This window comes from Phenylobacterium terrae, assembly GCF_042681205.1.
GTDB lineage: Bacteria > Pseudomonadota > Alphaproteobacteria > Caulobacterales > Caulobacteraceae > Phenylobacterium > Phenylobacterium terrae.
Genome location: NZ_JBHUEY010000001.1, coordinates 1,610,600 through 1,636,451 on the forward strand (window position 1 = coordinate 1,610,600; position 25,852 = coordinate 1,636,451).

The window sequence follows — 25,852 nt, forward strand, 5'->3', positions numbered from 1 at the left end:
GTCCGGTGAGGAAGAGGCGGCTTACGCCTCTTCGGTCTCCGGCTGTTCTTCCTTCTTGGAGAGGTCCTCGCCGGTCTCCTGGTCGACGACCTTCATCGACAGGCGGGTCTTGCCGCGGTCGTCGAAGCCGAGAAGCTTGACCTTCACCTCCTGGCCTTCCTGCAGCACGTCGGAGACCTTGTTCACGCGCTCCCGGGAGATCTGGGAGACGTGGACCAGGCCGTCCTTGGCGCCGAAGAAGTTCACGAAGGCGCCGAAGTCGACGATCTTGACCACCTTGCCGGTGTAGATCTGGCCGACTTCCGGCTCCTGGGCGATCGACTTGATCCAGTCCATCGCCGCATCGATCTTCGACTGCTCGGACGCCGCCACCTTGATGGTGCCGTCGTCCTCGATGTCGATCTTCGCGCCGGTCTTCTCGACGATCTCGCGGATCACCTTGCCGCCCGAGCCGATCACTTCGCGGATCTTGTCCACGGGGATCTTCATGGTGACGATCTTCGGCGCATGCTCGCCGAGCTCGGCCCGCGGGGCCTCCATGGCCTTGGCCATCTCGCCCAGGATGTGCGCGCGGCCGGCCTTCGCCTGCTCGAGCGCCTGCTTCATGATCGCCTCGGTGATCCCGGCGATCTTGATGTCCATCTGCAGCGAGGTGATGCCGTCGGCGGTGCCGGCGACCTTGAAGTCCATGTCGCCCAGGTGGTCTTCATCGCCCAGGATGTCGGAGAGCACGGCGAAGCCGTCCTTCTCCAGGATCAGGCCCATGGCGATGCCGGACACCGGCTTCTTCAGCGGCACGCCCGCATCCATCAGCGCCAGCGACCCGCCGCAGACCGAGGCCATCGACGAGGAGCCGTTGGACTCGAAGATCTCCGAGACCAGGCGGATGGTGTAGGGGAACTCTTCCGGCGACGGCAGCATCGGGCGAAGCGCGCGCCAGGCGAGCTTGCCGTGGCCGACGTCGCGGCGGCTGGGGGCGCCCATGCGGCCCGTCTCCCCGACGCTGAACGGCGGGAAGTTGTAGTGCAGCATGAACTTCTCGTAGTACTTGCCCTCGAGAGCGTCGATCAGCTGCTCGTCGTCGCCGGTGCCGAGGGTGGCCACGACCAGCGCCTGGGTCTCGCCGCGGGTGAACAGCGCCGAGCCGTGGGCCCGGGGCAGCACGCCCACTTCCGAGACGATCGGGCGGACCTGGTCGACGTTACGGCCGTCGATGCGCTTGCCGGTGTCGAGGATGTTCCGGCGGACGACGTCGGCCTCCAGTTCCTTGAACACTTCGGCCAGCTTCAGCGGATCCGCGCCGTCGGGGTTGGACTCCGACCTGGCCATCGCCTGCAGGGCCTTGGCCTTGGCCGCGCCCACCGCCTCGTGGCGTTCCGACTTCTTGGTCACCTTGTAGGCCGCCGCGATCTCCGCGCCGACCAGCGACTTCATCTCGGCCTTGAGGGCCTCGGTGTCGACCGGCTCGAACTCGAACGGGTCCTTGGCCGCGTGCTCGGCCAGTTCGATGATCGCGTCGATCACCGGCTGCATGCCCTTGTGGGCGAAGCTGACGGCGCCGAGGACCTGCTCCTCGGTCATCTCCTTGATCTCGGACTCGACCATCATCACGGCGTCGGCGGTGCCGGCCACCACCAGGTCCATGCGGCTTTCCTTCAGCTCGTCGAGCGTCGGGTTCAGCACGTACTGGTCGTTGATGTAGCCGACGCGGACGCCGGCGATCGGGCCCATGAACGGCACGCCGGACATCACCAGGGCGGCCGAGGAGGCGACCATGGCGACGATGTCGGGATCGTTCTCGAGGTCGTGGGCGAGCACCGTCGCCACCACCTGGACCTCGTTCTTAAAGCCCTTCACGAACAGCGGCCGGATCGGCCGGTCGATCAGGCGCGAGGTGAGCGTCTCCTTCTGGGTCGGCGCGGTCTCACGGCGCGGGAAGGAGCCGGGGATCTTGCCGGCGGCGTAGAACTTCTCCTGGTAGTTCACGGTCAGCGGGAAGAAGTCCTGCCCGGGCTTGGCGGTCTTGGCGAAGGTGACCGCCGCCATGACCATGGTGTCGCCGTAGGTGGCGACGACGGCGCCGTCGGCCTGACGGGCCATGCGGCCGGTTTCGAGGGTGAGCGTCTTGCCGCCCCACTCGATGGTCTTTCTCTTGATGTCGAACATTTTGCTTCTTTCTCGTCCCGGCAGGCGCATTCCTGGCGGGGGCGGACAGGGGATCGGGCTTCCGAAATCCTCTCCAGATGAACAGGCGGATCGAGGATTTCGTCTGAACCCTCGGCGTGTGACGAGATCCTCCACGCTGGAGAACCCCGCTGACCCGTCGCTGGGTCCCCTCGGCCTGTCACGAGGGGGCGACGGAATTGGTAAGGGCCGATCCTACTGCCGACCGGCGTCGGGCCGAAGCCCCGATATGCAACGCCCCCGCGCAGACGGCGGGGGCGGCGTGGTTTAGCGGCGCAGACCGAGCTTTTCGATCAGATCCTGGTAGCGCTGCGCATCGTGCTTCTTGAGGTGGTCGAGAAGCGAGCGGCGCTGGGAGACGAGCTTCAGCAGGCCCCGGCGCGAATGGTTGTCCTTCTTGTGCGTCTTGAAGTGCTCGGTCAGGTTGGCGATGCGTTCCGAGAGGATCGCCACCTGCACTTCGGCGCTGCCCGTGTCCGCTTCGCCGCGGGCGTGGGTCTTGATCAATTCCGCCTTACGGTCGGCCGTAATCGACATCGGTCAGTTCTCCGCTCGGTCCAGATGGAAGACCCGCGACGGCTCGAGCTTGCCGGCGCGCATCTCGCAGAGCGCTACGATGGTCCCTCCCGCCATCGCGGAAACGGTTCTGGAGCCCGGCGCGAGCCGGGCCTTCAGCGTTTCCACCTGCCGGGGAACGAGAACGATCGAGCGTCCCTGCTTCAATCGGAAGGCGTCTTCAGCGGTCACGGCCAGCGCCGGGATGTCGTCCAGCGCGGTCTCGACCGGAAGCAGGGCCTCCGATGGGCGGGCCTTATGCCCTAAATCCTCAAGAACTTCCAGTCCGATCGCCCGGTCCTCGCCGAACGGCCCCACGCGGGTGCGGCGAAGGTCGGAAACATGGGCGCAGGCCCCCAGCGCCTCAGCCAGGTCGCGGACGAAGGCGCGCACATAGGTGCCCTTGCCGCAGTCCATCTCCAGGGTCAGATGGTCGGGGTCGGAGGCGTCGGCGATCCGCAGGCCGTGGACCTTCACCAGGCGGGCCGCCAGCTCCACCGTCTCGCCGGCGCGGGCCAGGTCGTAGGCCCGCTCGCCGTCCACCTTGATGGCCGAGTAGGCCGGCGGGACCTGCTCGATCTCGCCGATGAAGCGGGGCAGCGCCGCCTCCACCTCGGCCCGGCCGGGCCGGACGTCCGAGGTCGTCACCACCTCGCCCTCGCGGTCGAGGGTCGTGGTCGTGGCGCCCCAGGCCAGGGTGAAGCGGTAGGACTTGTCGGCGTCGACCAGGAAGGGGACCGTCTTGGTCGCCTCGCCCAGGGCGATCGGCAGGATGCCGGTGGCCAGCGGGTCGAGGGTGCCGGCGTGGCCCGCCTTCTGCGCGTTGAAAATCCGCCGCACGCGGCTGACCGCGTGCGTCGAGGTCAGGTCGTAGGGCTTGTCCAGGCAGATCCAGCCCGAGACCGCCTCGCCCTTGCGCCGCCGGCCCATCAGTCCTCGTCCGTCTCGCCGGAGAGGTCGCGCTGCACGCGCGGGTCCTGGAACAGCCGCTCCATCCGCGCCGCCTCGTTGAAGCTCTCGTCGTGCAGGAATTTCAGGTCCGGCGTGAACTTCAGCTCGATGTGCCGGCCCAGGCGCCCACGCAGGAAGCGCGCGTGACGGTTCAGCGCCCCGACCACCGCCTCGGCCTCGCCGCCGCCCAGCGGCTCGACGAAACAGGTGGCGTGCTTCAGGTCCGGGCTCATCCGCACTTCGGTGACGGTCACCGAGACCCCCTCCAGGGCCTCGTCGCTGATGTCCTCCTCGCGCAGGATCTCGACGAGCGCGTGGCGCACCAGCTCGCCGGCGCGCAGCTGACGTTGGGAAGGGCCTTGCGGCTGGCCGCGTCCGTGCGGCGAAGAGCGCTTCATGGCGATGCCTCGTGTCGGCCTGCCGGGCGGGTCGGACGCCTGGTCAGGGGAAAGGGCGCGCTTCTAGCGCCGTGCGGTCGCCGAGTCGAGCGAGGCCAGGGCGTCGATGCGTTGGCGGGCCTCGGTGAGGTTCAGGCCCCAGAGCTCCCGGGCCAGGGCGATGGCGGCCACCGCCTCGCCGGATCGGGCCATCTGCCCCAGTCGCCGCTCCTGCGCCGTGCGCGGCAGCGAGGCGAGGGCGGCGAGGTCCGCCTCCAGCCGCCGCCCCATGGGAAACCAGCGGCCGAGCGCCGCCTCCGCGGCCACCGGCGAGGGCGAGAGGGTGCGCGCCGCATCGCGCCAGGCGATCCGGAGCCGGCCCTGCTCGACGGTCACGGGCACGTGGCGCGCCCGCCCCGAGCGGAGGCCGAAGCCGCTCCAGCGCGCGGCCTCCGCGTCCACGGCCCCGCGCGCGAACTCGAGGTCCGACCAGCCCCCCACCTCCAGGTAGCTGCGCCGGCCCTCTTCGACGAACGTCAGCCGCCGCACGCGCGAGCGCGGCAGGATGGCCACCACCGCATCTTCCGCCGGGTGGCGATAGTTCAGGTGGGAGCGCAGGTTCACCTTCAGCCCCTCCGGCCCGGCCCTCAGCGCCCAGCCGGCCGGGCTGCGGGCGCCTGCGACGACGCGCCAGGCGAGCCGGGCGAAGAGGCCGCTCCAGCCGCCGAACCACAGCGCCGCCAGCCCCTGGGCCCACAGCGGGGCGGGAGTCAGGAACGGGCCGATCCAGCCGACGACGGACAACAGGGTCAGCACCAGGAAAGCGGTCCAGGCGCCGCGGACCTGCGGCCGGGCCTCGAAGGCCGCAGGTCCGGCGTTCGCCTCGGCCAGGGCGACCAGCCTAGCCGCCTCCGGGTCCACCGGCCGTGCGCTCCTTGAAGAAGGCGATCACCCGCTGTTCGGCGGCCTTGGTGGGCCCCTCCTCGCGAAGGTGGATGGTCAGCACCGAGTGCGGCGGGATGGGCCCCGGCGCGGCCGCTTTCGGGTCGATCTCGATGGCCTCGAACCGGTCGCCGAACTCGCGCCGGTAGCTGTCGAACCGCGCCGCCGGGACCAGGCCGTCCCCATGGAAGCGCAGGCCGAGCAGCGAGAGGTCCTCCTCGGCGAAGCGCCGCCGGGCGCAGGCGATCTCCGCAGGCGAGGCGTCGATGGCGGCGGCGCGGCGTCTGGACCCGGCCGTCAGCGGCAGCGAGGGTTGGGAGACCACCGGCGCGACGACGGCCGGCTCGGTCATCATCGCCAGGGCGAAGCCGCCGGTGAAGCACATGCCCACCGCGCCCACGCCGCGCCCGCCGCACTCGGCGTGGGCCGTCCGGGCCAGGGCCCTCAGCCAGTCGACAATGGGGCTCGACCGGTCTGTCGCCCAGACGTCGAACTCGCGCCGGACGCAGATCGCCTTGGCGATGACGCCGACCGAATAGCCGGGAGAGACCGCCCGGCCCGGCTCGCCGAACAGGCTCGGGCAGAAGACCGTCATCCCCGCCGCCGCCACCCGGTCGGCGAAGCGCACGACCAGCGGGTGCAGCCCCGGCATCTCGTGGATCACGATCACCGCCGGGCCGGCGCCCTTGCGGAACACCGGCCGCGTCCATGGGCCCTCGGTGAAGTCGAAGCGCGCGTAGCTCGCCAGGGGGTCGGGCTTGGCCATGCCCGATGTTAGGCGCCTCAGGACCTGGCGCGCAGCATCGAAATCTCCCCTTCGAAGCCGGTGAGCTTCCAGACGCCGTCGATGCGGGTGAAGACCAGCACGCAGGGCCCGCCCGGCTCGGCCACGGCGCAGACGCGCCCGCCGCCGATGGGGCGCAGCGCGGGCGAGATGGCGACGGCGCTGGGCAGCGGGCCGGTGCGCCGGTAGCCGTAGTGCTCGGCGACCCAGCGGAACACCCGCGGCTGGATCAGGAGCTCGCCGGCCAGCTCGGCCACCGGCTCGGCCAGGGTGACGCCCAGGCCCTGCAGCAGGCTCGGCGCGCCGGATCCTTGCGCCTCGTCGATCAGCCGCGCCTCCAGCTGCCGCTTCAATGCGCGGCGGTCCACATGCCGGTCGAAGGCGGCCCGGTCGTTGTCGCGGATGGCGACCAGCAGGTCGTGGACGTCCTGGGCGGCGTCGTAGCGCTGCACCGTGGCGCAGGCGGAGAGCGTAAGGGCGGCGAGGCCGACGAGGAGGAGGCGCAGCATCAGGCGGTGATCGTGCGCGCAGATGGCCGGACTAAGGCCGCGGCCTCAGAACCGCTTGGCCGCCAGGGCGATCGGCAGCCCGACCAGGAGGGCGTGGATGACGAGCTGGACGGCGATGTCGGCGGCGCCGGGCGGGCGTAGGCTGGCGGCGGAGAGCGGGACGACGATCCAGCTCATGACCATCCAGACGACGATGCCGTAGAGCGGCCCCGTCACCAGGGCGCGGCGGTTGAGGAGGCCCCATCGGCTGGCGGCGAGCACATAGGCCGCCGCGGCGACCAGCAGGATCGCCGTGTGGGCGGCCGCGCCCAGGACGGCGGCGCCGACGCCCCCCTGGAACGCCGCGCGGCCGAGCAGTCCGCTGGCGATGGCCTGGCCGATGGTCAGCGGCGGCAGCCGGTTCACCACGCAGGCGGCGATGAAGTCGAGCACGGCGGCGGAGAGCCCGCCGACCAGGATGGGGGCGATGAGGCCGCCGCGGACGGCAGGCTTGAAGGAGACGTCGACCATCGTTCGATGAAACGCCGTCGCGAGCGCGAGCGCAAGGTGAAGCCGGCGCCCGCTTCCCCACCCTCGTCATCCCCGGGCTTGTCCCGGCGCCCGAGCCCGTTGCCGCTGGGCTGACCTCATCAGCATGGGCGGCCCGCATGACGCGGCCACGGCGGGGTCGAGGAGGGGCGGCCAACGAAAAGGCCCCGGAGTCTCCCCCCGGGGCCTGATCGTCTCGCCGAGCGGGGCGCCTAGAGCGTCCGCTTGACCTCTTCGAGGGTGAAGCACTCGATGGTGTCGCCGGCCTTGATGTCCTGGAAGCCCTGGAAGGCCATGCCGCATTCCTGGCCGGCCTGGACCTCGTTGACCTCGTCCTTGAAGCGCTTGAGCGTCTGCAGGACGCCGAGCTCGAGCACCACCACGTCCTGGCGGATGATCCGGACGCGAGCGCCCTTGCGGACCACCCCGTCGGAGACCCGGCAGCCGGCGACCTTGCCGACCTTGGTGATGTCGAAGACCTGCAGCACCTCGGCGTTGCCGAGGAAGGTTTCGCGCTGGATCGGGGCCAGCATGCCCGAGAGCACGCCTTTGATGTCGTCGATCAGGTCGTAGATGATCGCGTAGTAGCGGATTTCCACGCCCTCGCGCTCGGCCAGCTCCCGCGCCTGCTTGGAGGCGCGGACGTTGAAGCCGAGGATCGGCGAGCCGGCGCCCTTGGCCAGCATCACGTCGCTTTCGCTGATCGCGCCGGCGCCCGACAGGATGACCCGCGCGCGGACCTCGTCGGTGCCCAGCTTGTCCAGCGACCCGACGATCGCCTCGGCCGAGCCTTGCACGTCGGCCTTGATGATCACCGGCAGCTCGGAGACCTTCTTGTCCGCCAGCTTGGCCATCATGTCGGCCAGCGAGGCGCCCTGGACCGGCGCGCCGGCCTTTTCGCGCTTCAGGCGGGTCCGGTACTCGGTCAGCTCGCGGGCGCGGGCGTCGTTCTCCACCACCGCGAAGGGTTCGCCGGGATCGGGCGTGCCATCCAGGCCGAGGATCTCCACCGGGGTCGAGGGACCGGCCTCGTCCAGCTGTTCGCCGCGCTCGTTGAGGAGCGCGCGGACGCGGCCGAAGTTGGCGCCGGCCACGACGATGTCGCCGCGCTTCAGGGTGCCGCGCTTGACCAGGACGGTCGAGACGGCGCCGCGGCCGCGGTCGAGCTTGGCTTCGATGACGATGCCGTCGGCGGTCCGGTCGGGGTTGGCCTTGAGGTCGAGCAGCTCGGCCTGCAGCAGGATGGCCTCGATCAGCTCGTCGAGACCCATCTTCTGGAGCGCCGAGACCTGGATGGCCTGGGTCTCGCCGCCGAGGCTTTCGACGACGATCTCGTGCTGCAGCAGCTCGTTGATCACCCGGGTCGGGTCGGCGTCCGGCTTGTCGATCTTGTTGATCGCCACGATGATCGGGGCGCCGGCCGCCTTGGCGTGCTGGATGGCTTCCACCGTCTGGGGCATCACGCCGTCGTCCGCCGCCACCACGAGGATGACGATGTCGGTGGCGTTGGCGCCACGGGCCCGCATGGCCGAGAAGGCCGCGTGACCCGGGGTGTCCAGGAAGGTCACCCGCTCGCCGCCCTCCAGGCGAACCTGGTAGGCGCCGATATGCTGGGTGATGCCGCCGTGCTCGCCCGACACCACGTCGGTGGAGCGCAGGGCGTCGAGCAGGCTGGTCTTGCCGTGGTCGACGTGGCCCATCACGGTCACGACCGGCGGCCGCGGCAGCAGATGGTCGTCCACGTCCTCGGCGCCGATGAACCCGGCTTCGACGTCGGCTTCCGACACCCGGCGCACGGTGTGACCGAACTCGGTCGCCACCAGCTCGGCGGTGTCGTTGTCGATGACGTCGTTGATCTTCAGCATCACGCCCTGACGCATCAGGAACTTGATGATCTCGACGCCGCGGATCGCCATCCGGTTGGCCAGTTCGCTGACCGTGATGACGTCGGGGATGACCACTTCGCGGGCCGCGCGGACCTGCTCCTGGGCGCCGCCCTTGCGCTTCTCGCGTTCGCGTTCGCGGGCCCGGCGGACCGAGGCCAGGGAGCGCATCCGTTCGACCGCGCCCTCGTCGTCTCCGGCCACCGCCTGAATGGTCAGGCGGCCTTCGCGGCGCTGGGGCGCGCCCTTGACCCGGCTGATCGCCTTGGGGGCGTTCGCCCGGCGGCGGGCGTCGTCGTCCTCGTCCGGACGGCGGTCGAGGTTGGCGGCGCCGGGGCGCGGGGCCTGGCGGGTGGCGCGTTGGATCTCGGGCGTGGCCGGCGGGGCCGCGGCGCCGACGCGCGGCGGGCGCGGTCCGCCCGGACGCGGCGCGCCGCCCGGCGCGGGCCGAGGCGCGAGCGCCGAGTAGCGGACGGTGTCGCCGGGACGGCCCGGACGGCCGCCCTGCGGACGATCCCCGGTCGGCCGCGGGCCTTGGGGGCGATCGCCGGTCGGGCGCGGACCGCGGTCGTCGCGTTGGCGATAGCCGTCGTCCTGGCGCGGCGCGCGCTGGTTGAAGCTGGCGCCTTCGAAACGGGCCGACGGCCGCTCGGGCCGGTAGGTCGTGGTGCTCGGCCGGTCGTCGCGACGTTCCGGCGAGGGCGAATAGGTACGGGTCTGGCCGCTCGTCGCCGGACGGGCGGACGACGGCGCAGGGGCCTGGGCCTGCGGCGCGCTCGGCGCCTGAGGAGCCGGGGCGGCAGGCGCCTGGGCTTCCGGCGCGGCGGGGGCGGCCGGAGCCGCCGGAGCGGCCGGCTGGGCGGGCGGCGCTGCGGCGGCCTGGGCTGCGGCGCGCGCCTGGGCGGCGGCGGCCTCGGCCTCGGCGCGGGCGCGCTCTTCGCGGGCCTTGCGCTCGGCGGCCTGGCGGGCCTGCTGCTCGCGGGCGAGCTCGATGGCGCGCTGGCGGGCGCGTTGCTCCTCGGCGGACAGGCCGGAGCCGTCGCCGGCGGGAGTGCGCGGCGCGCCGCCCTGCGGCCCGGACGGCGCCGGACGGCCGGGTTCGAACACCCGGCGCTCGGCCGCGGAGGGGCCGGCCAGATTGCCGCCCTGCGGCGCATGGGTGCGCGGGCGCTTGGTCTCCACGACCACGGTCTTGGAACGGCCATGGCTGAAGCTTTGCTTCACGGTGCCTGCGCTGACCGACCCCGCACCGCGGGGCTTGAGGGTCAGGGGCGGGCGTCCGCCAGATCGGCCGTTGTTGTTCTCGTCGCTCATGCGCTCGCTTTACTCAGCGGCCGGCAGATCCGGCCCCACGTCTTGAAATAGCTGTTGGGCCACGGAGCCTAAGCCCCATCGCCCGTCGCCGGCTCCTCGCGCCAACTCGCAGGAAGGAGCGGACGGAAGCCGGAAAGGCGCCGGACATCGGCTGTCCAGCGCTCGGCTACGCGCCCCGCAAGGAAGGCGGTGTGTATCACATTCTCCAGCCCCAAGGCCAAACCCAATTGCTCGGAAGTGAACACGCCGAACAGCTCGGGTGGTTGCGGGGCCTTGCGAGTCAGGGCGAGCAGCTTTCGCCGACCGTCCTCGGCGCCGTCGGCCGCTTCGACCAGCCAGCGCGCCCGGCCGCTCGTGATGGCGGCGGCCGTCTTCTCGAACCCGGAGATAAGAACGCCGGCCCGGCGTGCAAGCCCAAGGCCGTCGAGAACCCGCCGCGTCAAAAGCGCTTCCACCTGGTCGGCCAGGTCGGCCGGGGCCGAAAGCTTGGTCTTGGCCGATCGGGAGAAGGCGTTCTTCTTCACCGCCTGGTCGACGGAAGCCCGGTCGGCGGCGACCCAGATCCCCCGGCCGGGCAGCTTGCGGGCCAGATCCGGCACGACCACGCCGTCCGGACCCGGCACGAACCGGATCAGACGGTCCTCGTCCATCACCTCGCCGGTGACGATGTCGCGGCGCTCGCGATGGGCCTGGGCGTGGGTGCTCATGACCTCGCCCTCCGCGCTGTGGAGGGGAGGGTGAGGGAGGGCCGGCGGCGCCACGCGCGCGGCGCCTCAGCAGGGCCCCTCACCCTACCCTCTCCCCGCGATGCGGGGAGAGGTCTATGAGCGATCGGCCCCGCGAGCACTTGTAGCGCCCCCTTACGCGTCCCGCGCCTCGCCGAGCATCTCGGCGGCCTCGACGTCCTCCGGCTCCGGCTCGGCCTCGGCCTGCGCCAGCTCGGAGGGGTCGACCCAGCCCATCACCACGCGGGCGCGCATGATCAGCAGCTCGGCGTCGGCAGGGTCGAGGCCGAAGGCTTCGAGAATGCCCGGCTCGCGGACCCGCTCGCCGCCCTTGTTCTCGAACCAGCCGCGCAGGTCGTCGGGGACCAGGCCGGCCAGGTCCTCGACGGTCTTCACGTCGTTTTCGCCCAGGGCCACGGCCATCGGCAGGGTGATGCCCTCGATCTCCAGCAGGGCGTCCTCGACGCCCAGCTCGCGGCGCTTGGCGTCGTATTCGGCCGCTTCCTTGTCGAGCCAGTCGCGGGCCCGGGCCTGGATCTCCTCGCCGGTGTCCTCGTCGAAGCCCTCGATGGCCGCGATCTCCGAGGCGTCGACATAGGCCACGTCCTCGACGGTGGCGAAGCCTTCGGTGACCAGCAGCTGGGCGATGACCTCGTCCACATCCAGGGCTTCCTGGAACAGGGCCGTGCGCTCGGCGAACTCGCGCTGACGGCGCTCGCTCTCCTGGCTCTCGGTCATGATGTCGATCTGCCAGCCGGTCAGCTGGCTGGCGAGGCGCACGTTCTGGCCGCGACGGCCGATGGCCAGCGACAGCTGGTCGTCCGGCACCACGACTTCGACCCGCTCGTCCTCCTCGTCCATCACCACCTTGCTGACTTCCGCCGGCGCAAGGGCGTTGACGATGAAGGTCGCCTCGTCGGGGCTCCACTGGATGATGTCGATCTTCTCGCCCTGCAGCTCGGCGACGACCGCCTGCACGCGCGAGCCGCGCATGCCGACGCAGGCGCCGACCGGGTCGATCGAGGAATCGTTGGAGACCACGGCCATCTTGGCCCGGCTGCCCGGATCGCGGGCCACGGCGCGGATCTCGATGACCCCGTCGTAGACCTCCGGCACTTCCTGCGCGAACAGCTTGGCCATGAAGCCGCCGTGGGCGCGGCTGAGCAGGATCTGCGGGCCCTTGGTCTCGCGGCGGACGTCGTAGATGTAGCAGCGGATCCGGTCGCCGATGTTGAAGTTCTCGCGCGGGATCGACTGGTCGCGGCGCATGATGCCCTCGCCGCGGCCCAGGTCGACGACGACGTTGCCGTACTCGACCCGCTTGACCACGCCATTGACGATCTCGCCGACCCGGTCCTTGAACTCCTCGTACTGGCGCTCGCGCTCGGCCTCGCGGACCTTGGAGGTCACCACCTGGCGGGCCATCTGGGTCTGCACCCGGCCGAACTCGAACGGCGGCAGGATCTCCTCGTAGGTCTTGCCCACGAAGGCGTCCTTGTCGGTGCGCTTGGCGTCGGAGAGCCGCAGGATGCCGACCGGCTCCTCCTCGCCCTCTTCCAGGTTCCAGCTGGCGTCGTCCTCGACGACGGTGACCACGCGCTTGACGGTGGTCTCGCCGGTCTTGGGATCGATGTGCACGCGGATGTCGTGCTCGGCGCCGTAGCGGGCGCGGGCGCCCTTCTGGATCGCCTCTTCGATCGCCTCGATGACGATCTCTTTCTCGATCGACTTTTCGCGCGCCACCGCCTCGGCGATCTGCAGCAGCTCCAGCCGATTGGCGGAAATCCCCGTAACGCTCATTCCTCAGCGTCCTTCTTGGTCAGATTGGTTCTCGTCGGCGGCCAGGCGCTCGGCGCGCTGGGCGGCCCCGCGTTTCATCAGCTCGTCGGTCAGGATCAGCTTGGCGTCCACGATCCAGGCGAAGGGGACGAGGGCCGTCTCCTCCTCGCCTTCCAGGTCGATGGCCACCTGGTCGCCCTCGACGCCGGCCAGGACGCCGCGGAAGCGCTTGCGGTTCTCGGCCAGCCGGTCGAGCTCGATCCGCGCCTCGTGGCCCTCGTACTCGGCGAAGTCCTTCAGCCGGGTCAGCGGCCGGTCGACGCCGGGGGAGGAGACCTCCAGCACATATTCGCCGGAGATCGGGTCGGCGGCGTCCATCACCTCGGAGATCGCCCGCGAGAGACGGACGCAGTCCTCGACCAGCATCTCGCCGTCTTCCGGGCGCTCGGCCATGATCTGCAGCCGCCTCTGGGCGCTCCCGCCCATCAGCCGAAGCCGGACGATCTCGTAGCCGGCGGCCTCGGCCACCGGGTCGAGCAGTTCCAGCAGTCGTGCGTCCTCTGCGGTCTTCCCGCGCATAAGCTTCGCCGTCCTCCGGCAACAAAAAAGCGGCCGGGCCGGGGCCCGCCGCTCGTTAGCGCCATCCAGCGCTGACTTGCGATGTTGGGCTGACATATAGCGGCCGAAGGCGGGTTTGTCAGCCCTCCTCCTTCATGAGGGGCGGGGGCTTACGCGGCGCGGCTTTTGGTCCTAAGGGGGGCGCCTCGCAAACTCCCCAGTACAGGCCCTCTCCCATGGACCTTTCCAAGATCCCCGTCGGCGAAAACCCGCCCTACGACGTCAACGCGGTCATCGAGATCCCGCAGGGCGGCGAGCCGGTGAAGTACGAGCTCGACAAGGCCAGCGGGGCGATCTTCGTCGACCGCTTCCTGCACACGGCCATGTACTACCCCGGCAACTACGGCTTCATCCCCCACACCCTGGGCGACGACGGCGATCCGCTGGACATCCTGGTGGTGGGCCCGACGCCGGTGGTGCCGGGCGCGGTGATCCGCTGCCGCCCGGTCGGCGCGCTGATCATGACCGACGAGGCTGGCGGCGACGAGAAGGTGCTGGCGGTGCCGGTGGACCAGCTGCACCCCTTCTGGCGCGGCGTGGAATCCTGGCGCTCGCTGCCGGTGATCCTGACCGAGCAGATCGCCCACTTCTTCAGCCACTACAAGGACCTGGAGAAGGGCAAGAGCGTCGAGGTCAGCCACTGGGCCGACCCGGACGAGACCTTCGACATGATCCGCCGCGCCATCGAGGCGGGCGCGAGGAAGTAGCGCGCTATCGGTGACGGGTTGCGGCGCTCGCGCCGCCACCTGTCACCTTGCCAGCGGGTGGTGACAGGTGGCCGCTGGCGCGGCGACCCGTCGCCGTCATCCGTCACCGCCTGACGAAATCCAGGAACACCGGCGCGCAGTCGCCGAGGCGCTTTTCCTCGTAGCGGGTGGTGATGTGGTCGGCGGGGGGCGTTCGCCAGTCGTCGGCGCGCTCGGCCGGCCAGGCGAAGTGCGGGCTCTGCAGGAACCGCTCCAGGGTCCAGTCGACGTAGTCGGCCCAGTCGCTCGCGAACCGCAGGCGCCCGCCCGGCGTCAGCACCCGCGCGAGCTCCTCGATCACCTCCGGCTGGATCAGCCGGCGCTTGTTGTGGCGCGCCTTGGGCCAGGGGTCGGGGAACAGGATGAACACCCGCTCCAGGCAGGCGTCCGGCAGCCGCTCCAGAAGCGCCCGGGCGTCCCCGTCGTGGATGCGGACGTTGCCCAGCCCCTGCTCGTCCACGTGCCGCACCGCGCTGGCCACGCCGTTCAGGAAGGGCTCGGCGCCGATGACCAGAACCTCAGGCCGGCGGGCGGCCTGGGCGGCCATGTGCTCGCCGCCGCCGAAGCCGATTTCCAGCCAGACCTGCGCCGCGTCGGGCTTCAGCGCGCGCGGCTCGAACGGCTCGGCGGGCGCACGGATCTTAGGCAGCAGGGTGTCCATCAGGGCCGCCTGCCGCGGCTTGATCGGCCGAGACTTCATGCGCCCGTAGGAGCGCAGCGGCGGGTGGGGCTCGCTCATGCGTCGGGCTGCAACAGGACGCTGACGCTCTCGCCGTTGTGGATCCGCCGCATCGCCTCGGCCAGGGCCGGGGCGACGGAGAGGATCTTCAGCTTGTCCGTCCGCCGCTCCGGCGGGATCGGGGCGGTGTTGGTGCAGACGATCTCGATCACGTCGTCCATGCCGCCCAGCCGCTCCAGGGCGCCGGCGGCGAACAGGCCGTGGGTGCAGGCGATGCGGATCGAGCGCGCGCCCTGCCGGCGCAGGTGGTCCATCAGCTCGACGACGGTGGTGCCCTTGGCGATCTCGTCGTCGAGGACGATCACGTCGCGGCCCTCGATCTCGCCGATGATCGAGCTGATGACGACCTTGTCGTCCGAGAACCGCTGCTTGGCGCCGGCGGCGACGTCGGTCCGCAGCATGCGGGCGAAGGCGGCGGCCTCCTTGGCGTTGCCCAGGTCCGGCGAGACCACCACGGCGTGGGTCAGGTCGTAGCGGCGGAAGTAGGCGGCCAGCTCCTTGAGGGCGTGCAGGTGGTCGACCGGGATGTTGAAGAAGCCGTGCACCTGCGGCGAGTGCAGGGTCATGGTCAGCACCCGGTTGGCCCCGGCGGCGACCAGCAGGTCGGCCACCAGCCGCCCGCCGATGGAGATGCGCGGGGCGTCCTTCTTGTCCGAGCGCGAATAGGCGAAGTGGGGGATCACCGCGGTGATCCGCGCGGCCGAGGCGCCCCTGGCGGCGTCCAGCATCAGGAACAGTTCGACGAGGTGTTCCTGCACCGGCGCGACGATCGGCTGGATCAGGAAGACGTCGCGTTCGCGGCAGTTGGCCTGCAGCTGGACCTCGAGGCAGTCGTTGGCGAACCGCGTCAGCCGCGAGGGCAGCAGCGGGACCTCCAGGTGCTCGCAGATCTCCGCGGCGAGCTCAGGGTGCGCCGTACCGCTGAAGATGGCGATCTCGCTCAAGGTCAGGTCCTCGCATTCCAGACCTCTCCCCGCGCAGCGGGGAGAGGGTAGGGTGAGGGGCCTCCGGGGCCGGCGCTGCGATGGCGCCGGCGGCCTCCCTCACCCTACCCTCTCCCTCCGCGAGCGGAGGGAGAGGTCGAACAGTTCGCGTCAGCGTAGCTGGCGCTCACGCCACCTTCTTCAGCTCTTCGACCAGGTCGGTCCGCTCCCAGGAGAAGCCGCCCTCGTTGTCGGGCGTGCGGCCGAAGTGGCCGTAGGCGGCGGTGCGGGCGTAGATCGGGCGGTTGAGGCCCAGGTGCTCGCGGATCGCCCGGGGGGTGGCGCCGCCGATCAGCTGGGGCAGGATCTCCTCCAGCTTGCGCGGGTCCACCTCGCCGGTGTCGTGCAGGTCGACGTAGAAGCTCAGCGGCTGGGCCACGCCGATGGCGTAGCTGATCTGGATGGTGCACTTCCGCGCCAGGCCCGCGGCGACCACGTTCTTGGCCAGGTAGCGGCAGGCGTAGGCGGCCGAGCGGTCCACCTTGGTCGGGTCCTTGCCCGAGAAGGCGCCGCCGCCGTGCGGGGCCGCGCCGCCGTAGGTGTCGACGATGATCTTGCGGCCGGTGAGGCCCGCGTCGCCGTCCGGCCCGCCGATCTCGAAGCGGCCGGTCGGGTTGACCAGCCACTTGGTCTTCTTGGTGATCAGGCCGTCGGGGAAGACGCTCTCGACGTAGGGCCGGATCAGCGCCTCGATCCGCTTGGGCGTGGCCAGCTGCAGGCCCAGGCGCTTCTTGTGCTGGGTGGAGACGACGATCTTCAGCACTTCGACGGGCTTGCCGTCCTGGTAGCGCAGGGTGACCTGGCTCTTGGAGTCGGGCTCCAGCTCCGGTCGCTCGCCCGAGCGGCGCACTTCGGCCAGGCGGCGCAGGATGTTGTGCGAGTACTGCAGCGTCGCCGGCATCAGCTCGGGCGTCTCGTCGCACGCGTAGCCGAACATGATCCCCTGGTCGCCGGCGCCCTCGTCTTTGGCCCCGGCGGCGTCGACGCCCATGGCGATGTGCGCGGACTGCTCGTGCAGGAAGCAGGCGAACTTGGCCTTGGACCAGTGGAAGCCCTTCTGCTCGTAGCCGATCTCCTTGACCGCCTGGCGCACCTTCGGCTCGAGCGAGCGGACGATGTCCTTGGTCAGGGCCTTGTTCTCGGCCTTGGAGCCGCCCGGCTTGCCGGCGCGCACTTCCCCGGCGAGGACGATGCGGTTGGTCGTCACCAGGGTCTCGCAGGCCACCCGGGCCTCGGGCTCGGCGGCCAGGAAGGCGTCCACCACGGTGTCGCTGATGCGGTCGGCGACCTTGTCGGGGTGGCCTTCGGAGACGCTTTCGCTGGTGAAGATGTAATCTGTGCGGCTCAAGTCTTTGGTGCTCCCGGGGACGAGGCGCGGCCGCGCGAGTCAGCGCGCGCGGGGCTGGCGCGGGAGCCGTATAAAGACTTCCTTATGCGATGCCAAGCGAGGCCCGCCGCGAAGGATCAGCTTTCGCTGTCCTCCTCGCCTTCCTCGGCCATGGCGCGGACCAGATCGAGGATGCGACGGCGCACCCGGCCTCTACGGATGCGCGGGAAGATGGCGGCCAGCTCCATGCCCTCGGGAGTCAGCAGGAAATCGTGCACCGACGGGGCGACGTGGTTGGATTCCGCCGCGCCCGGATCGCCCAGGCCTTCGTAGAAGTAGGAGATCGAGGTGTTCAGCGCCCGGGCCATCTCGTAGAGCTTGGAGGCGGAGACACGGTTGGCGGCGCGCTCGTACTTCTGGACCTGCTGGAAGGTCAGGCCGATCTGGTCGGCCAGTTTCTCCTGGCTGACGCCGAGCTCCTTGCGACGGAGTCGGATCCGCAACCCAACGTGACGGTCGATCGGGTTGGGCGAGCGTTCGAGCTCGAGTTCCTTGGCCATGACGGACATTAAAGCGCACCTTCGTTGGTGACGAAATGGCGAAGCCACTGCCCAGCTAACAGGTTCTACGATAGCGCGCTAGGCCTGCCGCGAACGCCGATATCGCGAGCATTACCAACAAAGTGGCTTCACCAAAGCGGCTGTAGAGGGTCGGTTTCAGGGCGGGAGGAAGCCGTACGTCGATGACGCCGGCGCGCCTCAGCCCCAGCCGCTCGCCCGGCAGGATGCGACCATAGGCGTCAATCGCGGCGGACACCCCCGTCGGGGTCGAGCGCAGCATCGGCAGCCCTTCCTCGATGGCCCGGTAGCTGGCCAGGTTCAGGTGCTGCAGGGGCCCGCTGGTCGCGCCGAACCAGGCGTCGTTGGAGATGTTCAGCATCCAGCTGGGCCTGACGCCGGACCGCGCGGCGGCGCGTGACGTGGTGCGGGGGAAGAGGGCCTCGTAACAGACCAGCGGCTGAACCGTCGGCAGCCCGGGCAGGCTTAGCGGCGCGGGCGGCGGGCCGGCGGTGAAGTCCTCGGGCATGTGCACCAGGCTGCGGATGCCGAGCCGGGTGGCCAGGTCGCCGAGCGGCAGGTACTCGCCGAACGGCACCAGCGTGTGCTTGTCGTAGCGGCCGGCGAAGACCAGGGCGTCGGGCTCGCGCCGGAAGCCGACCAGGCTGTTGAAGTAGTCGTAGTCGCCGCTCGGCTGGAGCTCGGCCGCATTGGCGCCCATCAGCAGCACCTGGCCCGGAGCCAGGGCCTCGGCCAGCGCCGGGCCGTAGGGGGAGCCCGGGGCCACCAGATCGTTGATCACCGCCGGCAGGGCGCCCTCGGGCCAGACGATCACCTGAGGCCGCTCCTGCCCGGGCTGGGTGGTCAGGCGGATGTAGTCGGAGAAGATCGTCGGCAGGTTCTCCGGCCGCCACTTCTCCTTCTGGTCGACATTGGCCTGGACGATCCGGATCAACGGCGCGCCGGGGGCGGTCTGCGCCGCGCCGGCCAGCCGGGCCGCGCCGTAGCCGTAGAGGCCGGCGAGGGCGGCCAGCGCCAGGGCGGGCGGCAGCAGCCGGCCGATGCGCCCGCCCCGGTCGAACAGGGTGGCGGGCGCGGCGGCGAGCGCGACGGTGATCCAGGTCAGACCATAGGCGCCCACCAGCGCCGCGGCCTGGGACGGCGGCCCCCCGGCCCGCCAGGCCTCGCCGGGCAGGTTCCAGGGGAAACCCGTGAAGATGTGGCCGCGCACCCACTCCAGGGCCGCGAACGTCCCGGCGAACACCAGCACCCGCCACGGGCCCCGGGCGCCGCTGGCGCGGTAGGCGAGGGCCGCCAGGCCGAAGAACAGCGCCAGCCCGCCGGACAGGAAGACGAGCGCGAAGGGCGCCATCCACCCGTGCAGCTCGATCTCCACCAGGAAGGCCTCGGCGATCCACCAGACGCTGATCGCGAAATAGCCCAGGCCCCCCGCCCAGCCGCGGAAGAAGGCCGAGCGCAGCGGGCGGGCGGAGTCCGCCCGGTCCACCAACATCAGCAGCGCCGCGAAGCCGAGCAGGCCCGGCAGCAGGCCGAACGGCGGATGGGCCAGACCCGCGGCGAGGCCGGCCGCCACGCCGAGCGCGAGGACGCCCCAGCGCGTGGAGAGGAGTTGGGAGGTCCGGATCACAGCCGAAGCTCCGAGCTTAGCCAGACCTCTCCCCGCAACGCGGGGAGAGGGTAGGGTGAGGGGCCTGCTGAGGCGCCGCGCCAGCTGAGCCGCCGGGCCTCCCTCACCCTACCCTCTCCCTCCTCAGGCGGAGGGAGAGGTCGGAACGACGACGGCCTCACTCCGGCAGTTGCGGCCGGGCCGCCGGCGTGATGCGAACGCGCTTGACGCGCCTCGGGTCGGCGTCGAGCACCTGCAGCTCGTAGCCGCCCGGGTGGGCGATGACCTCGCCGCGCTGCGGCACGCGGCCGGCCAGCGCGGTGACCAGGCCCGCCACGGTCTCGATCTCCTCGTCGAGGTCGGCCGAGGCGAGGTCGGCCTCGAGCGCCGCCTCCAGCTCCTCGAGCGGGGCGCGGGCGTCGGCTTCGAAGACGCCGCCCGGGCGCGGGACGATGGCCGTGACGGCGGCCTCGTCGTGCTCGTCCTCGATCTCGCCGACCACGGATTCGACCAGGTCCTCGAGGGTGACGAGGCCGTCGGTGCCGCCGAACTCGTCGATCACCAGGGCCATATGCTGGCGGGTGGTCTGCATGCGCAGCAGGAGGTCGGCGGCGCGCATCGAGCCGGGCACATAGAGTACGTCGCGGCGCACCTTCTGCAGCACCGGCTCGTCGGCGGCGGGCCGGCCGGTGTCGGCGGCCAGCAGCCGGAAGATGTCTTTCACGTGGACCACGCCGACCGGATCGTCGAGCGTCTCGCGGAAGATCGGCATCCGCGAATGCTCGGCCTCGACGAACCGCTCGACGACTTCATGGAAGGGGGTGGAGAGCTCCAGGGCGATGATGTCGGCCCGGGGAGTCATGACGTCTTCGACGCTCAGCGACTGAAAGGCGGCGGCCTGGTTGACCAGGTCGGCGCCGTTCGAGGGGGGATGGGCCGGCTCCGTCACCTCCCAATCCCGACGCCTCAGCTTCCGGAACAGGGCCCGCAGTCCGCGGCTCGGCCTGACGGCGGCGGGCCCGGAGGTACTCTGGTCGTCCTCGTCTGTCATGCTTCCCTGGCCCCGGCCGCGTACGGATCTGGGACCCCCAACCCTTCCAGGATGATGCGCTCGAGGCCTTCCATCTTGTCGGCCTCCTCGTCGGTCTCGTGGTCGTATCCTACTAGATGCAGCACCCCGTGCACCACGAGATGCTGCAGGTGCGCGGCCAGCGGCTTGTTCTGCTCCTCCGCCTCCCGCGCACAGACGCCGTAGGCGAGGGCGATGTCGCCGATGTGGCCTTCCGGGTTGCCCGGCGGCGAGGGGAAGGACAGCACGTTGGTCGGCTTGTCCTTGCCTCGGAACCGCTCGTTGAGGTCGCGCACCGTCTCGTCGTCGGTGAGGAAGACGACCAGGCCCAGATCCTCCCCCATCTCCGGCGGCAGGAAGGACAGGGCCGCGTCGGCCGCGGCGAAGCCGAGCTTCTTCACCTCGGGCAATGCCTCGAGCCAGGCGTCGTCGTCGATCTGGACCTCGATCAATCCTTGCGCCTCTGCTTGGCCGCGTCCGCCTCGTAGGCGCGGACGATCCGCTCCACCATCGGATGGCGGACCACGTCCTCGGTGGCGAAACGGGCGACGCCGACGCCCTTGACCCCGTCCAGCAGCCCGACGGCATGGGCGAGGCCGGAGTCGGCGGAGTTGACCAGGTCGATCTGGGTGGGATCGCCGGTGACCACCATCCGCGCGCCCTCGCCGATGCGGGTCAGCACCATCTTCATCTGCAGCCGCGTGGCGTTCTGCGCCTCGTCGACGATGATGTAGGCGTGCGACAGGGTCCGGCCGCGCATGAAGGCGATGGGGGCCAGCTCGATCTCGCCCTTCTCGCGCCGGCGGCGGAACTGCTCGACCCCCATGATGTCGGTGAGCGCCTCCCAGACCGGCGCCATGTAGGGGTCGACCTTTTCGGCCAGGTCCCCGGGCAGGAAGCCGAGCCGCTCGCCCGCCTCGACGGCCGGCCGCGAGACGATCAGCCGGTCCACCTCGCCGCGCATCAACAGGCCCGCGCCGTGGGCGACCGCCAGGAAGGTCTTGCCGGTGCCGGCCGGGCCCAGGCCGAACACCAGCTCGCACCGGTTCAGGCACTCGAGGTAGCGGGCCTGGGCCGCGGTCTTGGGCGCCACCTGGCCGCGGCGGCCGGAGGGCAGGCCCGGGCCCTGCTGGCCGGTGCGGGCGTTGCCGATGGCCACGCGCACGTCCGCCTCGCCGATCTCCAGGCCCTTGTCGGCCCGCTCGGCGATCGCCTGCACGGCGCGCTTGGCGGCCGCCCGGGCGCGGGTCTCGCCGCTCAGGGAGACGCCGCCGCCGGGGGTCTCCACCAGCACGCCGAACGCGTCCTCGATGAGCGCTGCGTGGCGGCTGCCGGCGCCGGAGACCGCGCGCACGGCCGCGTCGGACAGCGAAATGAACTCAGGGGCCCGGCTCAAGCGGTCTCCATGGCGAGCTCGCCGGCCAGGCTGTTCCTGGCGGCGCTTGCGATCTTCACAGGAACGATCTGGCCGATCAGGCGATCCGGCGCGCTGACGTGCACCGACTGCAGATAGGGGCTGCGGCCGATGATCTGGCCGGGGTGGCGGCCGGGCTTTTCGAACAGCACCGGCAGGGTGCGGCCTTCCTGGGCGAGGTTGAACGCCCGCTGCTGCTCGTCCAGCAGCGCCTGGAGGCGGGCGAGCCGCTCCTCCTTCACCTCGTCCGGAATCTGGCCGGGCAGGGCGGCCGCCGGCGTGCCGGGGCGGCGCGAATACTTGAACGAGAAGGCGCTGGCGTAGCCGGCGTCGCGGACGATCTGCAGGGTCTTTTCGAAGTCGGCCTCGGTCTCGCCGGGGAAGCCGACGATGAAATCGCCGGAAAGGGCGATGTCGGGCCGGGCGGCGCGGATCTTCTCAACCAGCTTCAGGTAGCTCTCGGCGCTGTGGGCGCGGTTCATCGCCCGCAGGATCTTGTCCGAGCCGGCCTGCACCGGCAGGTGCAGATAGGGCATCAGGGCCTCGACCTCGCCGTGGGCGGCGATCAGGTCCTCGCCCATGTCCTTGGGGTGGCTGGTCGTATAGCGGATGCGGTCCAGGCCGGGGATCTTCGCGAGGCGCCGCACCAGGCCGGCCAGGGTCAGCCCGTCCGCCGCATAGGCGTTGACGTTCTGGCCCAGCAGGGTGACCTCGCGCACCCCGGCCTCGGCCAGGCTGCGGGCCTCGGCCTCGATGGCTTCAGGCGCCCGCGACCACTCGGCCCCGCGGGTGTAGGGCACCACGCAGAAGGTGCAGAACTTGTCGCAGCCCTCCTGCACGGTGAGGAAGGCGGTCACGCCCGAGGCGCGCCGCTCGGTCGGCAGGGCGTCGAACTTCTCCTCGGCGGCAAAGTCGGCGGCCAGCCGCTCGCCGCGGGCGCGGTGGGCGCGGGCGATCAGCTCCGGCAGCTGGTGATAGGCCTGCGGGCCGACGACCAGGTCCACCGCCGGCTGTCGCCGCATGATCTCCTCGCCCTCGGCCTGGGCGACGCAGCCGGCCACGGCGATCGTCATGGCCGAGCCGGCCTGCGCCTTCTCCTGCTTCAGCCGCTTGATGACGCCCAGTTCCGAATAGACCTTCTCGGTGGCCTTCTCGCGGATGTGGCAGGTGTTCAGCACCACCAGGTCGGCCTTGGCCGGATCGTCCACCACGCCATAGCCCAGCGGGGCCAGCACGTCGGCCATGCGCTCGCTGTCGTAGACGTTCATCTGACAGCCGTAGGTCTTGATGTAGAGGCCCTTGGCGGGCGCGCTCTCGGACATGCCGCGGTTATGGGGTCAGGGCGCTGTGATCGCAAGCACAGCCCCTTCCCTCGCCTTCATGGGGAGGGTGGCCCGGAGCGAAGCGACGGGACGGGTGGGGGAGCGAGGGTCTTGCAGGGCGCTGGAAGTCCGGCGCTTCCGGGGCGCGAGACTTCCCCACCCCGGTCGGCTTCGCCGACTCGGCCCTCCCCTGAAGGGGAGGGACGGGGCTAGTCCTCGATCGGCACGCCGTAGAGTTCCAGCCGGTGGTCGACCAGCTTGTAGCCGAGCTTGCGGGCGATGGCTTCCTGGAGCGCCTCGATCTCCGGATCGACGAACTCCACGACCTTGCCGGTCTTCATGTCGATCAGGTGGTCGTGGTGGGTCTCGGTCGCCTCTTCGTAGCGCGAGCGGCCGTCGCGGAAGTCGTGGCGGGCGATGATGCCGCTTTCCTCGAACAGCCGGACGGTCCGATAGACGGTGGCGATGGAGATGTGCGGGTCCACGGTGTGGGCGCGGCGGTAGAGCTCCTCCACGTCCGGGTGGTCGTGCGCCTCGGACAGCACGCGGGCGATCACCCGGCGCTGCTCGGTCATGCGCATTCCCTTTTCGGCGCAGAGCGCTTCGATACGGCCGCTCACGCTGGTCCTCCTCGGTTCGTCGTCAAGGATAGGGGTTTGGGAGCGCGCTGTTAAGATCGCGCCGCATCACCAGGGCGTCGGCCCGCTCTCCGCCGCCGCGGTCGTAGTAGCCGGGACGCCGTCCGACCTCGGCGAAGCCGGCCTGCCGGTAGAGCCCGATGGCGGCGGCGTTGTCGTGCGCCACCTCCAGGAAAAGGGCCTGCGCGCCGGCCTCGCGCGCCAAACCGCACGCGGCCTCGACCAGCATCCCGCCCAGGCCCGCGCGGCGGCGGCGGGGATCGACGGCCAGCGTCAGGATCTCGCCCTCGCCGCCGGCCGCCCGGAACAGGATCATCGCCTGCGGCGCGTCGTCCTCGATCACCAGGGCGGCCCCGCCCGGCGCGGTCATCAGATCGGCGATCAGCCCGGCCGGCCAGCCGGCCTCGAAGGCCGTGGCGTGCAGGGCCGCCAGCAGCTCGGCCTCGTCCGGTGCGGCGGCGCGCAGCCTCATGCCCCGGGCAGGCGGGCGTCGGGCGCCCGCAGGTAGAGCGGCCGCGCCGCGCCGCCCGCCAGCGCCAGCCGGGCGACGGCGGCGGGATCGGCGGCCTCGGTCTCGATCACCCGCGCGCCAGGCGCGGCGGGCGCCAGCAGGCCCGCGCCGGGTCCGACGAGGGTCGGCGCACCGGCCGCGGCCATTTCGGCGACCCGGGCGAAGGCGGTCTCGACGGCCAGCACGTCCGGCGCGCTGACCGGCGCCTCGTCGGCGAAGGCCTGCAGGTAGACCTGGCCCCGTTTGGCGTCGATCGCGGCGATCACCGATCCGGCGACCGGCTCGGCCAGGGCCGCCAACGCGCCGACGCCGGCCACCTTGATATCCAGCGCCGCGCCCAGCCCCTTGGCGAAGGCAAGGCCGACGCGAAGGCCGGTGAAGGAGCCGGGGCCGACGGTCACGCCGACGCGGCCCAGCGCCTCGAAGGCGACCCCGGCCTCGTCCATCACTTCGCGCACCAGGGGCGCGAGCCGCTCCTGGTGGCCGCGGGTCATCGGCTCGCTGCGGGTCGCGAGCACCTCGCCGTCCTTGAGGACCGCCGCCGCGCAGGCGCCCAGGCAGGTGTCGATGCCGAGGACGATCACAGGCTGGGGCGCTCCAGGCGCCAGCAGCCGTCGAGCCTGGCGAACGTGTCCTGCATCCAGTCCGCCAGGGCCGAGCCGTCGGAGCCGCGCACCTCGATGGAGGCGCTGCGGCCGTTGCGCCAGCGCGCCTGGTCGGCCCAGAGCAGGTAGCTGTCGCCGTCGGCGGCCGGCCCGGCGGGGGCGCTCTTGCCGATCCCCGGCACGTCCAGCCCCGGCATCTGCAGGCGCTCCAGGCGCCGGGCGGCCTCGGCCAGGGCCGGGCAGCTGCGGGTATCGGTCCAGTCGATGTAGGCGGGTCCGCCCTGGGCGCGCACGCGGCGGGCGACCAGCACCGGCGCATCGCCCTTGCGGGCCGCATAGAGGGTCACGCCGCGGGTGTAGGCGGCCTCGGCCCGGCCGCCGTAGTGGGCGAAGGCGCCCCACGGCCGCACGGCGCCGAACGGAGCGGACTTGATCTCCGGCCAGTCGTCGTCGGCCGCGAATGCGGGCGTGGCGAGCGCTGCGGAAAGGCCCGCCAGGACAGCCGGAAGCGTGCGCATGGAGCCGGTCAGAGGGCCTGTTCGACCCGGGTGACCTCGGGCACGTAGTGCTTGAGCATGTTCTCGACGCCGGCCTTCAGGGTGGCGCTCGAGGAGGGGCAGCCCGAGCAGGCGCCGCGCATGTTCAGCCACACCACCCCGGTGTCCGGCTCGAAGCGGTCGAACAGGATGTCGCCGCCGTCCTGGGCCACGGCCGGGCGGATGCGGGTGTCCAGCAGCTCCTTGATCTCGGCCACCACCTGGGCGGTGTCGCCCTCGTAGGCCGTCTCGGCGTGGCCGCCCGCGGCGCCGGCGTCCTCGAACAGCGGCCGGCCGGAGGTGAAGTGGTCCATGATGGCCGCCAGGATCGGCGCCTTCAGGTGGGCCCAGGCCGCGCCGGGATGCTTGCCGACGGTCAGGAAGTCCGGCCCGAAGAAGACCCGGGTGACGCCCTCGATATCGAACAGGTCGGTCGCCAGCGGCGAGGCCGCGGCCTCGTCCACGTTGCGGAAGTCGCGCGAGCCCTCGCCCATGACGTCGCGGCCGGGCAGGAACTTCAGCACCTCGGGGTTCGGGGTGGCTTCGGTCTGGATGAACATGGGCAAGATGTGGCCCGCGCGGGGCCGCGGTGCAAGTCACCGCAGGGGCGAGCGCGCTTGCGCGACGGC

Annotated in this window: 27 protein-coding genes; 1 reads left to right on the forward strand and 26 read right to left on the reverse strand. The window is 71.2% G+C overall.

Translation table 11 applies throughout. From position 1 onward, the window contains the following. Positions 1-21: 21 nt before the first annotated feature. The 12 genes from pnp to rimP form a co-directional block, all read right to left on the reverse strand. Complete coding sequence (gene pnp, locus ACFSC0_RS08100) at positions 22-2,166, reverse strand: polyribonucleotide nucleotidyltransferase (protein WP_377284492.1); 2,145 nt, start codon at positions 2,164-2,166, stop codon at positions 22-24. Between the two features lie 285 nt (positions 2,167-2,451). Further along, positions 2,452-2,721 (reverse strand): 30S ribosomal protein S15, encoded by a 270-nt coding sequence (gene rpsO / locus ACFSC0_RS08105; protein WP_377284493.1) that lies wholly within the window; start codon positions 2,719-2,721, stop codon positions 2,452-2,454. A gap of 3 nt (positions 2,722-2,724) precedes the next feature. Next, on the reverse strand, positions 2,725-3,669 hold the full coding sequence (gene truB / locus ACFSC0_RS08110; protein WP_377284494.1) for a tRNA pseudouridine(55) synthase TruB: 945 nt from the start codon (positions 3,667-3,669) through the stop codon (positions 2,725-2,727). Further along, positions 3,669-4,088 (reverse strand): 30S ribosome-binding factor RbfA, encoded by a 420-nt coding sequence (gene rbfA, locus ACFSC0_RS08115; RefSeq protein ID WP_377284495.1) that lies wholly within the window; start codon positions 4,086-4,088, stop codon positions 3,669-3,671. The genes truB and rbfA overlap by 1 nt, the downstream gene beginning before the upstream one ends. 63 nt (positions 4,089-4,151) lie before the next feature. Next, on the reverse strand, positions 4,152-4,988 hold the full coding sequence (locus ACFSC0_RS08120; protein ID WP_377284496.1) for a hypothetical protein: 837 nt from the start codon (positions 4,986-4,988) through the stop codon (positions 4,152-4,154). Beyond that, positions 4,969-5,775 carry a dienelactone hydrolase family protein gene (locus ACFSC0_RS08125; RefSeq protein WP_377284497.1) on the reverse strand — a complete coding sequence of 269 codons (807 nt, stop codon included), beginning with the start codon at positions 5,773-5,775 and terminating at the stop codon, positions 4,969-4,971. Before ACFSC0_RS08125 ends, ACFSC0_RS08120 begins: the two co-directional genes overlap by 20 nt. Before the next feature lie 17 nt (positions 5,776-5,792). After that, complete coding sequence (locus ACFSC0_RS08130) at positions 5,793-6,302, reverse strand: DUF2939 domain-containing protein (RefSeq protein WP_377284498.1); 510 nt, start codon at positions 6,300-6,302, stop codon at positions 5,793-5,795. A 45-nt stretch (positions 6,303-6,347) separates the two neighbouring features. Beyond that, a complete protein-coding gene (locus tag ACFSC0_RS08135; protein ID WP_377284499.1) occupies positions 6,348-6,812 on the reverse strand; it encodes a hypothetical protein in 465 nt (154 codons plus the stop codon). 230 nt (positions 6,813-7,042) lie between these two features. Next, a complete protein-coding gene (infB, locus tag ACFSC0_RS08140) occupies positions 7,043-10,027 on the reverse strand; it encodes a translation initiation factor IF-2 (RefSeq protein ID WP_377355124.1) in 2,985 nt (994 codons plus the stop codon). A 68-nt stretch (positions 10,028-10,095) separates the two neighbouring features. Then, positions 10,096-10,734: an RNA-binding protein gene (locus ACFSC0_RS08145; RefSeq protein WP_377284091.1), complete on the reverse strand. Its 639-nt coding sequence runs from the start codon at positions 10,732-10,734 to the stop codon at positions 10,096-10,098. Positions 10,735-10,887: 153 nt separating this feature from the next. Then, a complete protein-coding gene (nusA, locus tag ACFSC0_RS08150) occupies positions 10,888-12,552 on the reverse strand; it encodes a transcription termination factor NusA (protein ID WP_377284090.1) in 1,665 nt (554 codons plus the stop codon). A gap of 3 nt (positions 12,553-12,555) precedes the next feature. Continuing rightward, positions 12,556-13,110, reverse strand: coding sequence for a ribosome maturation factor RimP (gene rimP, locus ACFSC0_RS08155; protein WP_377284089.1), 555 nt, complete (start codon positions 13,108-13,110; stop codon positions 12,556-12,558). Between the two features lie 215 nt (positions 13,111-13,325). Between rimP and ppa the strand changes: the two genes are divergently transcribed. Continuing rightward, the gene (gene ppa / locus ACFSC0_RS08160) at positions 13,326-13,856 is read left to right on the forward strand and encodes an inorganic diphosphatase (RefSeq protein WP_377284088.1); all 531 of its coding nucleotides are present in this window, start codon (positions 13,326-13,328) and stop codon (positions 13,854-13,856) included. 103 nt (positions 13,857-13,959) lie between these two features. Here ppa and trmB read toward each other — a convergent pair whose 3' ends face one another. The 14 genes from trmB to ACFSC0_RS08230 all read right to left on the reverse strand — a co-directional run bounded on the left by trmB (position 13,960) and on the right by ACFSC0_RS08230 (position 25,783). Next, positions 13,960-14,634: a tRNA (guanosine(46)-N7)-methyltransferase TrmB gene (gene trmB, locus ACFSC0_RS08165; RefSeq protein ID WP_377284087.1), complete on the reverse strand. Its 675-nt coding sequence runs from the start codon at positions 14,632-14,634 to the stop codon at positions 13,960-13,962. Beyond that, a complete protein-coding gene (locus tag ACFSC0_RS08170) occupies positions 14,631-15,578 on the reverse strand; it encodes a ribose-phosphate diphosphokinase (RefSeq protein ID WP_377284086.1) in 948 nt (315 codons plus the stop codon). Before ACFSC0_RS08170 ends, trmB begins: the two co-directional genes overlap by 4 nt. 166 nt (positions 15,579-15,744) lie before the next feature. Next, positions 15,745-16,965: a methionine adenosyltransferase gene (metK, locus tag ACFSC0_RS08175; RefSeq protein WP_377284085.1), complete on the reverse strand. Its 1,221-nt coding sequence runs from the start codon at positions 16,963-16,965 to the stop codon at positions 15,745-15,747. 116 nt (positions 16,966-17,081) lie between these two features. Beyond that, entirely contained in the window at positions 17,082-17,504 is a 423-nt protein-coding gene (locus tag ACFSC0_RS08180; RefSeq protein ID WP_377284084.1) for a helix-turn-helix domain-containing protein, read from the reverse strand. Between the two features lie 55 nt (positions 17,505-17,559). Continuing rightward, complete coding sequence (gene lnt, locus ACFSC0_RS08185; protein WP_377284083.1) at positions 17,560-19,149, reverse strand: apolipoprotein N-acyltransferase; 1,590 nt, start codon at positions 19,147-19,149, stop codon at positions 17,560-17,562. Positions 19,150-19,306: 157 nt separating this feature from the next. Then, on the reverse strand, positions 19,307-20,179 hold the full coding sequence (locus ACFSC0_RS08190; RefSeq protein WP_377284082.1) for a hemolysin family protein: 873 nt from the start codon (positions 20,177-20,179) through the stop codon (positions 19,307-19,309). After that, positions 20,176-20,649 carry an rRNA maturation RNase YbeY gene (gene ybeY, locus ACFSC0_RS08195; RefSeq protein WP_377284081.1) on the reverse strand — a complete coding sequence of 158 codons (474 nt, stop codon included), beginning with the start codon at positions 20,647-20,649 and terminating at the stop codon, positions 20,176-20,178. Before ybeY ends, ACFSC0_RS08190 begins: the two co-directional genes overlap by 4 nt. Then, positions 20,646-21,593 (reverse strand): PhoH family protein, encoded by a 948-nt coding sequence (locus tag ACFSC0_RS08200; RefSeq protein ID WP_377284080.1) that lies wholly within the window; start codon positions 21,591-21,593, stop codon positions 20,646-20,648. The genes ybeY and ACFSC0_RS08200 overlap by 4 nt, the downstream gene beginning before the upstream one ends. Then, positions 21,590-22,933 (reverse strand): tRNA (N6-isopentenyl adenosine(37)-C2)-methylthiotransferase MiaB, encoded by a 1,344-nt coding sequence (miaB, locus tag ACFSC0_RS08205; protein ID WP_377284079.1) that lies wholly within the window; start codon positions 22,931-22,933, stop codon positions 21,590-21,592. The genes ACFSC0_RS08200 and miaB overlap by 4 nt, the downstream gene beginning before the upstream one ends. 209 nt (positions 22,934-23,142) lie before the next feature. Next, positions 23,143-23,514 carry a Fur family transcriptional regulator gene (locus ACFSC0_RS08210; RefSeq protein WP_377284098.1) on the reverse strand — a complete coding sequence of 124 codons (372 nt, stop codon included), beginning with the start codon at positions 23,512-23,514 and terminating at the stop codon, positions 23,143-23,145. Between the two features lie 61 nt (positions 23,515-23,575). Next, positions 23,576-24,043: a GNAT family N-acetyltransferase gene (locus ACFSC0_RS08215; protein WP_377284078.1), complete on the reverse strand. Its 468-nt coding sequence runs from the start codon at positions 24,041-24,043 to the stop codon at positions 23,576-23,578. Then, positions 24,040-24,663: a tRNA (adenosine(37)-N6)-threonylcarbamoyltransferase complex dimerization subunit type 1 TsaB gene (gene tsaB, locus ACFSC0_RS08220; protein ID WP_377284097.1), complete on the reverse strand. Its 624-nt coding sequence runs from the start codon at positions 24,661-24,663 to the stop codon at positions 24,040-24,042. Before tsaB ends, ACFSC0_RS08215 begins: the two co-directional genes overlap by 4 nt. Further along, positions 24,663-25,205 carry a hypothetical protein gene (locus tag ACFSC0_RS08225; protein ID WP_377284077.1) on the reverse strand — a complete coding sequence of 181 codons (543 nt, stop codon included), beginning with the start codon at positions 25,203-25,205 and terminating at the stop codon, positions 24,663-24,665. Before ACFSC0_RS08225 ends, tsaB begins: the two co-directional genes overlap by 1 nt. An 8-nt stretch (positions 25,206-25,213) precedes the next feature. Then, entirely contained in the window at positions 25,214-25,783 is a 570-nt protein-coding gene (locus ACFSC0_RS08230; protein ID WP_377284076.1) for a NifU family protein, read from the reverse strand. Positions 25,784-25,852 lie beyond the last annotated feature (69 nt).

Bases quoted from the DNA above. Each gene is read 5' to 3' on its own strand.
- truB (WP_377284494.1), bottom strand. From the start codon at position 3,669: ATGGGCCGGCGGCGCAAGGGCGAGGCGGTCTCGGGCTGGATCTGCCTG.
- ACFSC0_RS08215 (WP_377284078.1), bottom strand. From the start codon at position 24,043: ATGAGGCTGCGCGCCGCCGCACCGGACGAGGCCGAGCTGCTGGCGGCC.
- ACFSC0_RS08145 (WP_377284091.1), bottom strand. From the start codon at position 10,734: ATGAGCACCCACGCCCAGGCCCATCGCGAGCGCCGCGACATCGTCACC.
- ACFSC0_RS08130 (WP_377284498.1), bottom strand. From the start codon at position 6,302: ATGCTGCGCCTCCTCCTCGTCGGCCTCGCCGCCCTTACGCTCTCCGCC.
- ACFSC0_RS08225 (WP_377284077.1), bottom strand. From the start codon at position 25,205: ATGCGCACGCTTCCGGCTGTCCTGGCGGGCCTTTCCGCAGCGCTCGCC.
- ACFSC0_RS08190 (WP_377284082.1), bottom strand. From the start codon at position 20,179: ATGACAGACGAGGACGACCAGAGTACCTCCGGGCCCGCCGCCGTCAGG.
- pnp (WP_377284492.1), bottom strand. From the start codon at position 2,166: ATGTTCGACATCAAGAGAAAGACCATCGAGTGGGGCGGCAAGACGCTC.
- rpsO (WP_377284493.1), bottom strand. From the start codon at position 2,721: ATGTCGATTACGGCCGACCGTAAGGCGGAATTGATCAAGACCCACGCC.
- ACFSC0_RS08230 (WP_377284076.1), bottom strand. From the start codon at position 25,783: ATGTTCATCCAGACCGAAGCCACCCCGAACCCCGAGGTGCTGAAGTTC.
- nusA (WP_377284090.1), bottom strand. From the start codon at position 12,552: ATGAGCGTTACGGGGATTTCCGCCAATCGGCTGGAGCTGCTGCAGATC.
- infB (WP_377355124.1), bottom strand. From the start codon at position 10,027: ATGAGCGACGAGAACAACAACGGCCGATCTGGCGGACGCCCGCCCCTG.
- miaB (WP_377284079.1), bottom strand. From the start codon at position 22,933: ATGTCCGAGAGCGCGCCCGCCAAGGGCCTCTACATCAAGACCTACGGC.
- ACFSC0_RS08180 (WP_377284084.1), bottom strand. From the start codon at position 17,504: ATGGCCAAGGAACTCGAGCTCGAACGCTCGCCCAACCCGATCGACCGT.
- ACFSC0_RS08135 (WP_377284499.1), bottom strand. From the start codon at position 6,812: ATGGTCGACGTCTCCTTCAAGCCTGCCGTCCGCGGCGGCCTCATCGCC.
- ACFSC0_RS08125 (WP_377284497.1), bottom strand. From the start codon at position 5,775: ATGGCCAAGCCCGACCCCCTGGCGAGCTACGCGCGCTTCGACTTCACC.
- ACFSC0_RS08210 (WP_377284098.1), bottom strand. From the start codon at position 23,514: ATGCGCATGACCGAGCAGCGCCGGGTGATCGCCCGCGTGCTGTCCGAG.
- rbfA (WP_377284495.1), bottom strand. From the start codon at position 4,088: ATGAAGCGCTCTTCGCCGCACGGACGCGGCCAGCCGCAAGGCCCTTCC.
- ppa (WP_377284088.1), top strand. From the start codon at position 13,326: ATGGACCTTTCCAAGATCCCCGTCGGCGAAAACCCGCCCTACGACGTC.
- trmB (WP_377284087.1), bottom strand. From the start codon at position 14,634: ATGAGCGAGCCCCACCCGCCGCTGCGCTCCTACGGGCGCATGAAGTCT.
- rimP (WP_377284089.1), bottom strand. From the start codon at position 13,110: ATGCGCGGGAAGACCGCAGAGGACGCACGACTGCTGGAACTGCTCGAC.